This window comes from Microbulbifer variabilis (assembly GCF_023716485.1).
Classification (GTDB): domain Bacteria; phylum Pseudomonadota; class Gammaproteobacteria; order Pseudomonadales; family Cellvibrionaceae; genus Microbulbifer; species Microbulbifer variabilis_B.
The window spans coordinates 3,570,229-3,585,909 of sequence record NZ_CP092418.1; the positions used below are offsets into that span (position 1 = coordinate 3,570,229).

Here is a 15,681-nt window from a genome sequence, read left to right on the forward strand (position 1 = left end):
TCTCCATGCTCTGGCTTTGCATCCAATTTCCCAAACTTCCCCTGGAGGCGCTCACCCGCGCCCAGACGCCAGAGGAGAGAAGCCAACCATTGGCGATAGTGGAAAAGCAAATCATAGTGGAGGTAAATAAAACCGCCTTCGAGTATGGAGTCATCGCGGGCTTGAGTATTGCCCGTGCCCGTCAACTATGCCCAGGCTTGCAGATATTACGCCGCAATAGAGAAAGAGAGCTGCAGCTGGAGGAGCTTGCACATTGGGGATTGAGCTTGTCAGCGATGATTTGTATAAAAACTGCAAAACATGAAGAAAGCTATCGTCATCCACAGCTTTACCTTGAGTTGGGCAACCGCTTTAAAACAGATGGCGGATTTCGAGCATTACTGCATAAAATACAGCAAGAACTTACACAAATAGGTATTAGCCACCGTATGGGGCTTAGCCATAGCCCCAGTGCAGCGCTGCTGCTTAGCCAATTACCGGAGCATCGCCGTTGGTTACAGCAAACCCACACCCCACCGACAACACAGCAGTGGAAACAATGGATCAGTCACGCTCCCAGCAAACTACTAGAGTGCGATAATAAAACCTTAGAAAAACTAAATTCCCATGGGTTTAAGCGGATAAGCCAATTACTATCCGCCCCCTTATCGGAGATTGAAAGCCACTTTGGCCGCTCTTTTATCGATTACCTAGCTCGGCTCAATAGCAGCCAACAGAAAACCACCACCTGCAATCTATTTCAGGAGCACGGTAAGCAAATTCAGTGCCGCAAACTAAATGCTAAAAAATCATATTGGCAGACAGGGGGTGCGGAGAAAAAAACAGCATCTTTTAGCGTGGATATCTTTTTGTCACAACTGGAAGAGCAAGCGCAAAAAAAAATAGCTCTCAACCGAAAAAGAAATGACACAAAAAGCCAGAAACTTATAAATAAATTAAATACACGACTTGGTCAGCAAGCCCTCTCAGGCATTACCATGAAATAAATCACACAATAAAATCAAATTTTGTGGCACAGCTCTCTTCAGGACAACAAATCTATTCCAAAGCAGGAACCCTATATATGGCATCCACCCAATGAAAGCTGCGTGCGCAAATCTGTTAAAAAATGGCGTCCGTTAAAATTACGGATTGAGAGGAGAGCAGCAAAAGTGAAATTTTCCAGAATACTCTAAAAAAGGGAACAATCCCCAGATCAAATTATCACTACTACCATTTGAAGCCAACTAAAAACACTTTTGGAAGTGTGTAGACAAGAATCCAATCCTAATTAAAAGAATCTCTGCTAACGCAGAGATTCTTTTAGCAATCTTCAGACCGTAGCCTAACTTACAAAGCAGTTACATTTGGACCTGCTGCTGAGGCACATTTCGCATTAGTTACACTACTATTTGCGGTTGCTACCTTCTCCGCGGTATAAGTCAAGAGTCCGTTAGCGTCAATATTAGCATGCACTTTACAAGTGTCGCCCGCACCGGTGATCTTCAGCGCTGTGCCAATTGCCGGATCTGCAGGGTCCAAAACCAGCTTAGCGGATGTTGCTTCGGTTTTTAAGCGAGCACAAACATCACCTCCGGTTTGAACACACAAAACACCGTTGGTGATATGACCCTGAACAGATTTCATCGCAGCACTGCCGTGTGCACTGGTCAGATATTCACGATAAGCGGGAATTGCTACCGCAGCCAGAATGCCGATAATCGCAACTACGATCATCAGTTCGATAAGAGTAAAACCCTGTTGCTTTTTCATTGTAACCGTCTCCATACAGACTTTTAAAAAAGTGAATCCCGTGAGGAAGTCGCCAGACAAGATACAAGGTTCGTGCCAAGTTTGGCAAGACATGACTCCAACCTTTATACAAACAACCTTACCAACAAGTAATGCCACTCAATTTTAATAATGTGCCATCAAAACTTATTGACGCCCTACTCAAGTATCTGACAAAAAGTGTCACCTTTAGACGCTGACAATACTGTGCAAGTCTCTTCTTATACCTTTATTGGCTCCATTAACTTTATTCGCTATATTTGCTTCACTCTTAGCTCATTTGACTTAAATATCGTCAGCTCAAAAAACAAACAAGATCTCTCGTTCACGCGAGTACTCAGTAACAGCAGCGGTTTCACCCATGACTAGCCCCTCCCTTAACGGCCTGGCAAAACGCTTGGTAGCAGATGGAATTCTCGACGAAGCCACAGCAATTTCTGCACTTAAGGCTGCCCATCGTTCAGGCCAGAGTTTCGCCCAACATGCGGTAGAAGCCAAGCTAGTAAAAAGCCGGGAGCTCGCCAATATTGCTTCCCAAGCCTTCGGCACACCGTTATTTGATTTTGGCAGTTACAATTTCGAGATGATCCCCAAGGGTATCATCGACGAAAAATTAATCAGCAAACATTTTACGCTCCCCCTCTATAGGCGTGGTAATCGCTTATTTATCGCTGTCGCAGACCCCACCAACCTGGCAGGGTTGGACGAGATCAATTTTAATACTGGCCTCAGTACTGATGCGGTTTTAGTAGAAACCGATAAGCTGGGAAAGGCTATTGAAAGCTACCTCTCTGATAGCCAAGATATCGGGGGAGGCCTGAAGGGTATCGATGATGAAGAGCTAGACTCCCTCAATGTAGGCGAAAGCGAATCTGAATCCGACGATGAAAGCGAACCGGGTGGGGATGAAGCGCCCGTTGTAAGGTTTGTCAATAAGGTTCTTCTAGATGCAATTCGCACTGGTGCCTCCGATATTCACTTTGAACCCTACGAAAAATCTTATCGGGTTCGTTTTCGCACCGATGGCGTATTGCATGAAATTGCCAGGCCTCCGATTCAGTTAGCAACACGCCTATCTGCCCGCTTGAAAGTGATGTCGAAGATGGATATCTCGGAACGGCGAGTGCCCCAGGACGGCCGGATTAAAATGAAGCTGTCCAAGACCAAGGCTATCGACTTCCGGGTAAACAGTTTGCCAACCCTATGGGGAGAAAAGATTGTTTTACGGATTCTCGACCCCTCTTCAGCAAAAATGGGAATTGATGCCCTCGGCTATGAAGAGGAACAAAAAAAGATCTACATGGATGCCCTGGCACAACCCCAAGGGATGATCCTGGTTACCGGCCCCACTGGTTCAGGTAAAACAGTTTCTCTATACACCGGCCTCAATATTCTCAACACTCCTGAGCTCAACATTTCTACCGCTGAAGACCCGGTAGAAATCAACCTGGAAGGGATCAATCAGGTTAATGTCTCCAGCAAAGTTGGGCTAAATTTCGCTGAAGCCCTGCGCTCTTTCCTGCGACAAGACCCTGATATCGTCATGGTAGGAGAGATTAGGGATTTGGAAACCGCAGAAATTGCTATCAAAGCAGCGCAAACTGGGCACCTGGTACTCTCAACCCTGCATACCAACTCAGCTCCAGAAACCCTTACGCGCCTGATGAATATGGGGGTTCCCACTTTTAATATTGCGACTTCCGTCAGTGTTATTATCGCCCAGCGCTTGGCGAGGCGTTTGTGTAATGAATGCAAAAAGGCTACTACTCTTCCCAGTGAGGTCTTGGAAGCCGAGGGTTTCTCTGCAGTGAATATTCCAAGGAACGACTGGGCCATTTACCAGCCTGTTGGCTGCGAGCACTGCTCAAAAGGCTACAAGGGCCGCGTGGGTGTGTATGAAGTGGTTCGCATCACTGATGGCATCTCCAGAATTATAATGGAGGGCGGCAATTCCATTCAGATCGCCGATCAGGCGCGCAAAGAGGGTTTTAATAATCTAAGGACTTCTGCATTGCGCAAAGTGGTAATGGGCATTACCAGCCTGGAGGAAGCCAACCGAGTAACCAAAGATTAAACTCGTACAGCTAACCTCTTGAAGTTAAAGTCCCCGGTGATGTTATCAAACTACCGTGCTCAGATTACCTCTGAGCTTCTGGAGTTCCCAGAGTAAATAGATACTAGGCATGGCGTCAGACCAGCCAACGAATGAAAGAATCAGGATAAAAAGTATGGCCAATGCCGCAGCAGTCGCATATATCTATAAAGGTGTAGATAGCAAAGGGGCTAAGGTTCAAGGTGAGATAAGCGGTACCAGCCCCGCACTAGTTAAGGCGCAACTGCGTAAGCAGGGCATTATAGCCAACCGTGTACAGAAAAAGCCCAAACCATTATTTGGTGGTGGCAAGAAGAAGGTAAAACCTGCAGATATCGCCCTATTTACTCGGCAGCTAGCCACAATGATGAAAGCAGGGGTGCCTCTTGTACAAAGCTTTGAGATCGTTGCCGATGGCTTAGACAACGAAGGGGTTAGGGAACTAATTTTAAAGATCCGTGACGATGTGGCCTCTGGTACCGCATTCGCTGATGCCCTTCGTAAGCATCCTCTCTTTTTTGATGATTTATTTTGCAACTTAGTCGCCTCAGGAGAGCAATCGGGCGCCTTAGAAGTGATGCTCGACCGCATCGCCACGTATAAGGAAAAGACCGAAGCCCTAAAAGCAAAAATTAAAAAAGCGATGACTTATCCGCTAGCGGTTATCGTCGTAGCAGTTATTGTTACCTCTATACTTCTTATCAAGGTCGTACCACAATTTGCAGATACTTTTGAAAGTTTCGGAGCAGAGCTCCCTGCATTTACCCAGTTTGTAGTTGGTATTTCTGAGTGGATGCAGGCTTATTGGTTCATTGCCTTAATTGGCACTACCCTTACAGTTGGCGGCATCCTCGAAGCAAAAAAGAGAAATAAAACAGTTGATCGTTTTTTTGGAAAGCTAGCTTTAAAGCTACCAATTATTGGCAAAATAACTTACAACTCTATTGCTGCTCGTTTTGCTCGAACTCTTTCTACAACCTTTGCAGCCGGTGTCCCCCTCATCGACGCATTGCGATCAGTAGCTGGGGCAACAGGCAATTATATTTATGAAGAGGCAACACTCAAAATTCGTGACTCTGTTGCTACGGGCATCCCACTAAATGCCGCCATGCGCCAGTCCGGACTATATCCTGTAATGCTTGTCCAAATGACATCCATCGGCGAAGAATCAGGAGCGCTAGATGAAATGCTGAGTAAGGCCGCCACTTTCTATGAAGAAGCAGTAGACAATGATGTAGATAACTTAACCACACTTCTTGAACCAATGATTATGTCTATCCTCGGGGTACTGGTCGGGGGGCTATTGATAGCCATGTACCTACCTATATTCCAAATGGGCCAAGTAATAAAATAAATAATTAAAAAGATGTTTGAGTATTTATCTTTATATCCAGTGCTACTTATTAGTAGTACCTTTATTTTAGGCTTACTTATAGGCAGCTTCCTCAATGTCGTTATCCTGCGCCTGCCTGTAATGATGGAGCGGGAATACAAACGGGATTTTTATAGCTATTTTGACTCAAAGCCTAACAAGGCCGAGCAAGAGGAGCTGAATAAACCGTTCAACCTGGTGTTGCCACACTCCCACTGCCCTAAATGCAAAACTGAAATTAAGCCCTGGCAAAATATTCCTGTCATCAGCTATCTATTTTTGCGCGGTAAATGTAGCTCCTGTGGCACGCCGATTTCCAAACGCTACCCTTTGATTGAGTTGGCTACTGGAATTCTCACCGCCGTAGTGGTTTGGCAGCTGGGCTTTACTTGGCAGGCGCTGGCGGGCTGTGTCTTTACTTGGGCTTTAGTCGCACTTACTGGTATCGACTTCGATAAGCAGTTATTACCAGACAGCATTACCCTGCCGTTGCTCTGGGGCGGCTTACTGATAAACCTTTGGGGTATTTTTGTTCCACTGCAAGATGCCGTTATTGGAGCTATCGCGGGCTATCTTTCTTTGTGGCTGGTGTTTCATATCTTTAAGCTGGTTACCGGCAAGGAAGGTATGGGAGCTGGGGACTTCAAGATACTCGCAGCTATCGGGGCCTGGTTTGGCTGGCAGATGCTGCCTCTGGTAATTCTGCTCTCTGCCGGAGTTGGTGCTATAGCAGGTATTTCCTGGAGCCTGGCGGTTGGACGGGATCGCAGTCTACCGATTGCCTTTGGTCCTTATCTGGCCGGTGCAGGCTGGATTGCTATGCTATGGGGTGAGCAGATTGTTGATTGGTACCTGAGCTTTTCCGGCCTATAGGTAGCCAGCCATACCAGCTACTTCCAGGACCCGATTAGCCCATCTGAGGCAAGTGAATTACCATTAACCCGGCCACTCATTGGCCGGGTTTCTTGTTTTTAGCTCCAAACTTTTAATTGCAGGGAGACAAGCCATTGTTTCGAGTAGGCTTAACTGGAGGTATCGGCAGTGGCAAGTCCGCCGCCGCGGGGTACTTTCGCGAGCTGGGCATTCACGTGGTGGACGCTGACTGGGCCGCAAGGGTAGTGGTACAACCTGGCAGACCTGCGCTGGAGCAGATAGCCCGACACTTTGGCACAAATGTATTACTAGAAAATGGTGAGTTGGATCGAGCGCAACTGCGTGCCTTAGTGTTTGATCATGATGAAGAGCGGGCCTGGCTGGAAAAGCTATTGCACCCTTTGATACGCGAGGAAATCATTACCTCGCTGGAACAGAGTTTTAGCTCTTACGCGATACTGGAGTCACCACTATTGATCGAATCCGGCCAATATCAGCTGGTAGATAGAATCTGCGTGGTAGATTTGCCGGAAAGCTTACAGCTGGAGAGGGCCAGCAGTAGAGATGAAAATCACCCAGAACAAATACGCAAAATTATGGCGGCACAGCTTAACCGACAGGACCGCCTGGCCAAGGCTGATGATGTACTGGACAATTCTATAGGATTGACGGAGTTACGCAGCCAGGTACAAGCTTTGCATCAGAAATATTTGCAATTAGCGAAGTCTTAGCACGACTCTACTAATGTAAAATAATAGACCCCGAGACTACCCCAAACATCGAAGAAGCTGTACCAAACCTAATATGCCCAAGCCAAAAGAAGCCCCAAGCCTAAACTGCCCCACCTGTAAAAAGCCGATAGAGTGGAGCGATAAGTTTCCCTTTAAACCTTTTTGCAGCGAACGTTGCAAATTAATTGATCTTGGCGAGTGGGCCAGCGAGGGGCACAAGATACCAGGCGAGTCTATTTATGATGACGTTTTGAGTGATGACCTAGACCCGGGCAAGCAGCGCCATTAAGTCGAGATCTATGATTGCAGCCTATGCATAAGACTCTGCCAAGACTTTACATAGGCGTGCTCGATTTAAACTTCCACAGCCTTGATAGCCTCAATAATCGCCTGGTTGGCATCTGGGAACTGATAATTGTTTAGTTCCTGTACCGCCACCCAGGCGGTCTCCTGCCCCTCACGCCCCTGAGCCTCACCGGAAAATGCCGTTACCTGCCAGGTATCGAGAAGTACGGTCTTTTCCGCATACTCATGCTGGATTTCCACCAAGGGCTGTAGCTGATCAACCTCAATTGCCACTTCCTCAAGTAGCTCACGGGTCAGGGCCTGCTGTACGCTTTCCCCGGACTCCACCTTGCCACCAGGAAATTCCCAGCGCCCGCCCATATGCAAGTGATCGGGGCGGCGGGCAATTAAAATTTTGCCATCGCTGCGACGGACTACACCAACAGCAACATGAATAACACGGCTCACAACAACTCCTCAGGTGCGATATTCAGCGTTGATGGTGACATACTCGTGGGAGAAGTCACAGGTCCAGATATACTCACTGGCGTTGCCACGGCCCAGCTCTATACGAATGGTGAATTCAGGCTGAGAAAACACCTGCTCGCCTAACTCTTCCCGATAGTCCACCGCGCGACCTCCGGCCTGTACTACCTGCACAGTATCCAGGTAAATATTGACCTTTTCAGTATCCAGACTATGAGTTATTGCATTGCCAACAGCCATCACCAGACGCCCCCAGTTGGGGTCTGAAGCGTAAAGTGCAGTCTTTACCAGAGGGGAGTTACCCACTTCGAAAGCAACTTTAAGAGCTTCTTCACTACTCTCTGCACCTTCCACCTGAATCGTGACAAATTTGTTGGCCCCCTCACCATCCCGAACCACATCCTGGGCCAGCTCAATATGCACCTGGGTAATAGCTTCCATCAATGCGCTATAACCTTCATCAGCAGGGGAATGGATAGGCTTGCCTTTTACTCCACTGGCAATGAGTACACAGGCATCATTGGTAGAGGTATCGCCATCTACACTTACGCGATTAAAGGAGACATTTACGGCCTCCTTCACCATTTGATCCAGTAAAGGCTGGGCGATGCAGGCATCGGTGGCGACATAGGCCAGCATGGTCGCCATATTTGGCTGAATCATGCCGGATCCTTTGGCGATTCCCACCACTGTAACTTCTTCACTGCCAATTTTTAGGAGGCGCTGGGCTTTTTTCGGACGGGTATCCGTAGTCATGATGGCTTTTGCTGCCCGCTCCCACCCGCTTTCGATTAGCTCTGCAGCAGCGCTGGGGATAGCATCCAATAAACGCTGCAAAGGTAGGTGCTCACCAATCACCCCAGTGCTGAATGGCAATACCTGCTCTGCTCGAACATTCATCGCTGCAGCTACTGCTGAACAGCAGGCTCTGGCGTCGCTTAGACCACGTGCGCCTGTAGCCGCATTGGCATTACCCGCATTAACCAGCAAGGCGCGGATATTCCCCTGTGCGATATGCTCTTTGGCTACCATTACCGGCGCGGCGCAGAAGCTGTTCTGGGTGAAGGTGGCCGAGACCGATGCACCCTCGGCGACCTCTATTAACAACAGGTCATCACGGGACCAATCTTTGATCTTGGCTGGAACACTGGCAAGGCGAATCCCTTTTACGGGAGGAAGTAATGATTCAGGCATATCTGTTCGACTCTAGCACCGGCTTCGGCTCTAGTTAGTTAAAGCTAGCTGTAGGTAGAAAAGCGCCATTATTAGATCCTACCTCTTTCGAATCAACAATTATCCGCACTTAATGCGGGTAAAAATATAAATTCCGCAGAATATTTTCTTGTCAGGCAAAAAAATACCCCGCATATAGCGGGGTATTTTCTAACTTAAACACTACAGTCTGAAGGCCTTAGCTCTGGGTAGAGGATGCCAGCTTACCGTGGCACTGCTTGTATTTCTTGCCAGAACCGCAGGGGCATGGGTCATTACGGCCAACCTTGGGTCCACGGCGCTCTGGCACAGGTGCCGCCTGCTGCTGCGGCTGACTTTCAGGAAGCGCCGAGGCCTCGGCATGCTGAAGCTCCAGCTGCTGCTTACGCTGCTCTTCCAGGCGGCGCTGCTCCAACTCGTCCATTTGCTCGCGGGTCATAGGTTCCACATGGGCCAGGATACGTACCACCTCGTGCTTGAGGTTTTCCAGCATACTCTGGAAAAGGTGGAAAGACTCGCGTTTGAACTCCTGCTTAGGGTTCTTGTTGGCGTAGGCACGCAAACCAATACCCGCTCGCAGGTGGTCCATGCTGGAGAGGTGTTCCTTCCATAGCTGATCCAGCACTTGCAGCATGATCTGACGCTCCACTGTCGGCATCAGATTGGCATCGCCAGAAGATTCACTGATACGCTCCACCTTGGTAGCGTAAGCGGCTTGAGCTTCGGCAACAACCTTCTCGCGCAGCGTCTCCTCGTGCAGATTGCGGTCCTCATCCAACCATTTCTGAATAGGCAGCTCAATGCCCAGTTCACCGGCCAACTGCTGTTCCAGTGCCGGGATATCCCACTGCTCCTCAACACTCTGTGGCGGTACAGAAGCGGAGATAATTTCATTCACAACATCTTCGCGAATAGCGTTGATGGTATCGCTGATCTGACCGGCTTCTAGCAGCTCATTGCGCTGGCTGTAAATCACTTGGCGCTGATCATTAGCCACATCATCATATTCCAGCAGCTGCTTGCGAATATCGAAGTTACGCCCTTCAACGCGACGCTGGGCTTTTTCAATCGCATTGGAGACCATGCGGTGCTCAATAGCCTCCCCGCGCTCCATTCCCAGCATCTGCATAAAGTTCTTCACCCTATCGGAGGCGAAGATACGCATTAGATTATCTTCCAGAGACAAGTAGAAACGGGTTACACCCGGGTCACCCTGACGCCCGGCACGGCCGCGCAGCTGGTTGTCGATACGACGCGACTCGTGACGTTCGGTGCCGATAATATGTAAGCCGCCAGCCTCGATCACCTGTTCGTGGCGCTTCTTCCACTGCTCCTTCACCTTGGCCACTTCGGCCTCACTCAAGTCACTACCTTTCTCCTGAGTGAGCGCCTCGGCCTCAGCCTCCCAGTTACCACCCAGCACGATATCAGTACCGCGACCGGCCATATTGGTTGCAATGGTGACAGTACCGGGACGGCCAGCCTGAGCAATTATTTGTGCTTCACGTTCATGGTATTTGGCATTTAGTACCTGATGCTTGATGCCTGCCTTTTGCAACATGCGCGACATCTCTTCAGAAGTCTCGATAGAGGCGGTACCTACGAGGATCGGTGCCTGCTTATCACGGCAAAACTTAATATCCTCGATAATGGCATCCATTTTTTCTTCTTTACTCAGGTAGACCAGGTCGTTGAGGTCATCCCGCTGAATATTCTTATTAGTGGGGATTACTACCACATCCAGACCATAAATCTGCTGGAATTCAAACGCTTCAGTGTCTGCGGTACCTGTCATACCAGAGAGCTTTGGATAGAAACGGAATAAATTCTGGAAGGTAGTGGAGGCTAGCGTCTGACTTTCAGACTGGATCTGAACATTCTCCTTGGCTTCCAGCGCCTGATGCAACCCCTCGGAGAGACGACGGCCCGGCATAGTACGGCCGGTGTGCTCATCGATCAGGACAACCTGACCGTTTTGCACGATATAGTCCACGTCCCGGTTAAACAGTACCTGGGCACGCAATGCGGCATGCACATGGTGCAGCAGGCCCAGGTTACCAGGGGCGTAGAGAGATTGATCTTCTTTCATCAAGCCGCTGCGAGACAGCAGTTCTTCCACCAACTGATGCCCCTGCTCGGTCAGCTCTACCTGGCGGGTCTTCTCGTCTACGGTGTAGTGTCCATCACCACCTTCTTCGGCACGCTCCAGCTGTGGAATCAGCTTATTCATGGCCAAGTAAAGGTGAGAGGAATCTTCCGCCGCACCAGAAATAATCAGCGGGGTACGCGCCTCATCGATAAGGATTGAGTCCACCTCATCCACGATGGCGAAGTTTTGTGGGCGCTGGGTACGATCTTCCTTGCGTAACACCATATTGTCACGCAGATAATCAAAACCAAATTCGTTGTTGGTGCCGTAAGTAATATCGGCTTGATAGGCGGCCTTTTTATCGTCCGGGTGCTGCTGGGAGATAATCACCCCAACAGTCAGCCCGAGAAATTCATAGACTGGGCGCATCCAATTGGCGTCGCGGGATGCCAAGTAATCGTTGACCGTAACAATGTGCACGCCCTTGCCTTCGAGCGCGTTCAAATAAGCCGGTAAGGTCGCTACCAGAGTCTTACCTTCACCGGTACGCATTTCAGCGATACGACCTTCATGTAGAGTCATACCGCCGATTAGCTGTACATCGAAGTGACGCATGCCCATTGTGCGCCGACCCGCTTCACGCACTGCAGCGAAAGCTTCCGGCAGCAGCTGGTCTAGAGTTTCCCCATCTGCAATACGCTTTTTAAACTCTTCTGTTTTGGCACGAAGAGCTGCATCATCCAGCTTCTGGAAATCCTCTTCCAGCGCGTTGACTTTTTCCACGACGCGTCGCATGCGCTTCAGCTCGCGGTCATTTTTTGTACCAAAGACCGATTTAATCAGTTTGCCAATCATTATCTAGAAACCACTTATCTTATGTGCGCTATCGGCGCTAATGCTGGGCAGATATTGCACCGATACTCCTTTATGCGAGGGGTGCAAGTAAACAGGAAGGCGTAAGCGCTGGCAACTCTTATGCCAAGCTGCCAGCAATTACGCGTAAAGGAAGGATAGTTGTTATCTGCCTGTACGGCGGATATAGCTGGCCGGGTCGACCGTGCGATTGTTCTTAAAGATCTCAAAGTGTACATGAGGACCAGTGGAGCGCCCACTGGACCCCATTTGGGCAATCACCTGCCCTTTCTTAACTACATCACCGAGCCCAACATTGAGCTCACTGTTATGGCCGTAGCGGGTGGAATAACCATTACCATGATTGATTTCCACCATATGTCCGTAGCCGTGACGCTCGTCAGCCCAGGTAACAACACCGGCGGCTACAGATACTACGTCTGACCCCATCTTACCGGCAAAGTCCACACCTTTATGCCAAGTGCGGCGCCCTGTGAAAGGGTCGGTACGATAACCATAGCGCGAGGACATCCAGCCTTTGGTGATCGGGCGCCCGGCAATAAATTGCTCATCCTCGAGCTGCAGGTTTGCCATCAGGGACTCGAGCGTATTGAGCTGCATTTGGCGATCATCTACTTTGTGAGACAAGTCACCAATCACTTCGAGAAACTCGGGGGGTTGATAGGGTAAATCTGAAGCTCCGGCGATGCCGGGATCTTCCGGACCACCCACTGCAGGCACAGCGCTAAATTCAAACTCGCCCTGATCGAGATTGGCCGCTGCGGTTAGGCGCTCACCCACAGCATCCAATCGGGTAAGGCGCGCCTGCAATTCAGCCAGTTTTACCGTGAGCGCAGCAAGTTGCTCGTGAGCCTCGCGATCGGCCTCCTCAATTTCCTGCTGCTGCTTACGTAAAGCGCGCTCCCAAGCCTTGGCTGTACGCGCATCAAATAAATCAGTTTTGGTCACGGGAAGATTGGCACCCAGGAAGAAGGCACCAACCGGGAGGCCCAAGAGGCACAAGCTCAATAGCGCCTTGCTCAGCCCACCAAAGTTGAAGCTGCGGGTTGCACCGCGCTCATTGACCAGAATTACTTTCATAACAAGCAGGAGAAGTCCGATATCTTGTAATTTTGCTGTCTCTGTAAGTGAGACGAGGCTCCAGTGCAATACCTCACACTAAAAGACCGGTCATCCAAATACCCAAAGGGAAACAAGGTTACCAGAATTACCCCAACCCTCTCTGGCGAATCTGTCACGTAAAAAAGCCGGCAATATAATGCCGGCTTTTTTATTGAGAGTTTAAACTGCCAGTATTGGCTTAACGTAGGAGATCGGAGCTTCTTGCTCTCCCTCGAATGTCACCATCTCCCATGCGTCCTTTTGGGTCATCAAATGACGCAGAGACTTATTGTTCAAGGAGTGGCCGGATTTAAAGGCTTTAAACTCACCGATCAGGCTGGTACCCAGAAGATAAAGGTCACCAATGGCATCGAGAATTTTATGTTTCACAAATTCGTCTTCGTAACGCAATCCACCTTCATTCAGAATGCGGTACTGGTCAATCACGATGGCGTTATCCACAGAACCACCCTGAACCAAGCCCTTAGAGCGCAGATACTCAATTTCGTGCATAAATCCAAATGTACGCGCACGACTCACCTCTTTCACAAAAGAAGTACTGGAGAAGTCCACGGAAGAGGTTAGGTTACGCCCCTGGAATACCGGGTGGTCAAAGTCGATGGTAAAGGAGACCTTGAAACCATTAAAAGGCAGGAAGCTGGCTACTTTATCGCCCTCTTCCACGGTAATCGGCTTCTTAATACGCAGGAATTTCTTCGGCGCAGATTGCTCCTGAATACCAGCGGACTGGATCAGGAACACAAAAGGACCGGCACTGCCGTCCATAATCGGTACTTCCTGGGCGGACAGTTCGACAATCGCATTGTCGATACCCAGGCCCGCCATCGCCGAGAGCAAATGCTCCACGGTAGCGATGCGAACATCGCCCTTGACCAGGGTAGTGGAAAGTAGCGTATCACCCACATTCTCTGCGCGGGCTTCAATTTCGACCACCGGGTCCAAGTCCGTTCGACGGAACACGATGCCGGTGTCTACGGGAGCCGGCTTCAAGGTCAGGATGACCTTTTTGCCAGTGTGCAGACCTACGCCAGTGGCGCGAATAGCATTTTTAAGCGTGCGCTGTTTGATCATGAAACTATCTTTTCCCAGTCGGTGGTCTACGCAAAACGCGCAGCAAGCCGCCGATATTAGCACAATTGCGACGCCAATACCAATTGTGGGCGTGTGGTCAACTTAACACACCGCCACCGTCCTTCTAAGGATAGTTTAAATAAAGATTGGAGCGCCACATCTCAGTCGCTGAGACAGCATTTTAAGACCATGAGCGCCGGGATCACTGTAAAAAATTGTTAATTAAACTCTTACTTGCCTATTTCCTTGCCCCTCATAGCAGAGACTAACTCTGATGGCAGGTCTTATGGAACTGGGCAAACTTCTGATTTAGCAACACCAAAAGTGATATCAAATACAAAATTCTGCGATAAGCCGCCCCGCAGAGGCGACACCCAACAATAAGCTGGGTGGACATGAGCGGTGTACTGCCTCTGCGGCGGCTACTCTCAGTCTGCCTGGCGGCGCAGGAAGGCCGGAATATCCAAATATTCCATATCGGCATCAGCAGAGCTGAGCGACGGAGCGGGGCGCTTGGGACGCTCTACATCCACCCTAGGACGGGTGTCGGCCGCGCTCTCACGAGAGACTAGCCCTGCGGCACCGTGGCTTTCACGCATATCGCGCATATCCCGGCTCTCACGCATGTCTCGAGTCTCGCGAACATCGCGGGATTCACGCACTTCTGGGCGACGTGTGTTATCTACCACTTTAGCTGGGCGAGCCGCAGGAGTTCCCTCACCCAGGCCAGCGGCTACTACAGTCACCCGCATTTCATCACCCAGCTTATCATCCACTGCCGTACCAATAACCACTGTGGCCTCATCAGAGGCGATCTCTTGCACGATCTCACCCACTTCGGAGTATTCACCCAGGGTCAACTCCTGACAGCCAGCTTCTTCACTGCCGGTAATAATGTTGACCAAAATACCGCGTGCACCAGCAAGGTTAACGTTATCCAACAGCGGACTGCGTACAGCCTTCTCCGCCGCTTCACGAGCGCGATTCTCGCCAATGGCAGAGCCGGAGCCCATCATCGCCATACCCATTTCAGACATCACCGTGCGTACATCGGCGAAGTCCACATTCATAATGCCGGGGCGGATCATCAGATCGGCAATACCCTGCACCGCTCCGAGTAACACGTTGTCAGCCTCTTTATAGGCAGACTTCATGGTGATTTTGCTACCCAATACTTCCAGCAAGCGATCGTTAGGGATAGTAATCAGGGAGTCCACTTTGTCGCGCAGTTCGAGAATACCCTCTTCGGCTACGACAGTGCGCTTGCGGCCTTCAATTTTGAACGGGCGAGTAACAACAGCCACGGTGAGAATACCGAGCTCTTTGGCAATCTCGGCTACAATCGGCGCTCCACCGGTACCAGTGCCGCCCCCCATGCCAGCGGTAATAAACACCATATCAGCACCGCCCAAGACTTCAGCGATGCGATCGCGGTCTTCCAGAGCGGACTGACGACCGATATCGGGATTGGCCCCAGCACCTAGTCCACGGGTAATCGTATTACCAAGCTGTAGGATAGTTTGCGCTTCAATATCTTTCAGCGCCTGAGCGTCAGTGTTCGCGCAGATAAAGTCTACGCCCTCCACGTCGCTGGCAATCATATGCTTAACAGCATTGCCACCGCCGCCGCCGACTCCTATTACCTTGATGACAGGTTTATCCTGTACGCTATCAACTAGCTCGAACATCGCTGTTCCCCTTTCTT

The 15,681-nt window shown here is 49.9% G+C and carries 13 protein-coding genes; 6 read left to right on the forward strand and 7 right to left on the reverse strand.

The window, feature by feature from the left end; all coding sequences use genetic code 11:
• Positions 1–5 precede the first annotated feature (5 nt).
• Positions 6–986 carry a Y-family DNA polymerase gene (locus MJO52_RS15845; RefSeq protein ID WP_252082947.1) on the forward strand — a complete coding sequence of 327 codons (981 nt, stop codon included), beginning with the start codon at positions 6–8 and terminating at the stop codon, positions 984–986.
• A gap of 343 nt (positions 987–1,329) precedes the next feature.
• On the opposite strand, the gene MJO52_RS21325 is transcribed toward MJO52_RS15845, so the two are convergent.
• A complete protein-coding gene (locus tag MJO52_RS21325) occupies positions 1,330–1,752 on the reverse strand; it encodes a pilin (RefSeq protein WP_286036973.1) in 423 nt (140 codons plus the stop codon).
• A 379-nt stretch (positions 1,753–2,131) separates the two neighbouring features.
• Between MJO52_RS21325 and pilB the strand changes: the two genes are divergently transcribed.
• The 5 genes from pilB (at position 2,132) to yacG (ending at position 7,127) form a co-directional block, all read left to right on the forward strand.
• Entirely contained in the window at positions 2,132–3,844 is a 1,713-nt protein-coding gene (gene pilB / locus MJO52_RS15855) for a type IV-A pilus assembly ATPase PilB (protein WP_252082948.1), read from the forward strand.
• A 154-nt stretch (positions 3,845–3,998) separates the two neighbouring features.
• Positions 3,999–5,216: a type II secretion system F family protein gene (locus tag MJO52_RS15860; RefSeq protein WP_252082949.1), complete on the forward strand. Its 1,218-nt coding sequence runs from the start codon at positions 3,999–4,001 to the stop codon at positions 5,214–5,216.
• 12 nt (positions 5,217–5,228) lie between these two features.
• Positions 5,229–6,107 carry a prepilin peptidase gene (locus MJO52_RS15865; RefSeq protein WP_252082950.1) on the forward strand — a complete coding sequence of 293 codons (879 nt, stop codon included), beginning with the start codon at positions 5,229–5,231 and terminating at the stop codon, positions 6,105–6,107.
• 134 nt (positions 6,108–6,241) lie between these two features.
• Entirely contained in the window at positions 6,242–6,838 is a 597-nt protein-coding gene (gene coaE, locus MJO52_RS15870) for a dephospho-CoA kinase (RefSeq protein ID WP_252082951.1), read from the forward strand.
• 73 nt (positions 6,839–6,911) lie between these two features.
• Positions 6,912–7,127: a DNA gyrase inhibitor YacG gene (gene yacG / locus MJO52_RS15875; RefSeq protein ID WP_252082952.1), complete on the forward strand. Its 216-nt coding sequence runs from the start codon at positions 6,912–6,914 to the stop codon at positions 7,125–7,127.
• Between the two features lie 65 nt (positions 7,128–7,192).
• Here yacG and mutT read toward each other — a convergent pair whose 3' ends face one another.
• From mutT to ftsZ, 6 genes are all read right to left on the reverse strand, one after another.
• On the reverse strand, positions 7,193–7,591 hold the full coding sequence (gene mutT, locus MJO52_RS15880) for an 8-oxo-dGTP diphosphatase MutT (RefSeq protein ID WP_252082953.1): 399 nt from the start codon (positions 7,589–7,591) through the stop codon (positions 7,193–7,195).
• A gap of 9 nt (positions 7,592–7,600) precedes the next feature.
• Positions 7,601–8,803, reverse strand: a complete 1,203-nt coding sequence (argJ, locus tag MJO52_RS15885; RefSeq protein ID WP_252082954.1) for a bifunctional glutamate N-acetyltransferase/amino-acid acetyltransferase ArgJ — start codon at positions 8,801–8,803, stop codon at positions 7,601–7,603.
• Between the two features lie 217 nt (positions 8,804–9,020).
• Complete coding sequence (secA, locus tag MJO52_RS15890) at positions 9,021–11,765, reverse strand: preprotein translocase subunit SecA (protein ID WP_252082955.1); 2,745 nt, start codon at positions 11,763–11,765, stop codon at positions 9,021–9,023.
• A 162-nt stretch (positions 11,766–11,927) separates the two neighbouring features.
• Entirely contained in the window at positions 11,928–12,863 is a 936-nt protein-coding gene (locus MJO52_RS15895; protein ID WP_252082956.1) for a M23 family metallopeptidase, read from the reverse strand.
• Between the two features lie 201 nt (positions 12,864–13,064).
• Positions 13,065–13,976 carry a UDP-3-O-acyl-N-acetylglucosamine deacetylase gene (gene lpxC / locus MJO52_RS15900; RefSeq protein ID WP_252082957.1) on the reverse strand — a complete coding sequence of 304 codons (912 nt, stop codon included), beginning with the start codon at positions 13,974–13,976 and terminating at the stop codon, positions 13,065–13,067.
• Positions 13,977–14,404: 428 nt separating this feature from the next.
• Entirely contained in the window at positions 14,405–15,664 is a 1,260-nt protein-coding gene (gene ftsZ, locus MJO52_RS15905; RefSeq protein ID WP_252082958.1) for a cell division protein FtsZ, read from the reverse strand.
• Between the last annotated feature and the right edge of the window lie 17 nt (positions 15,665–15,681).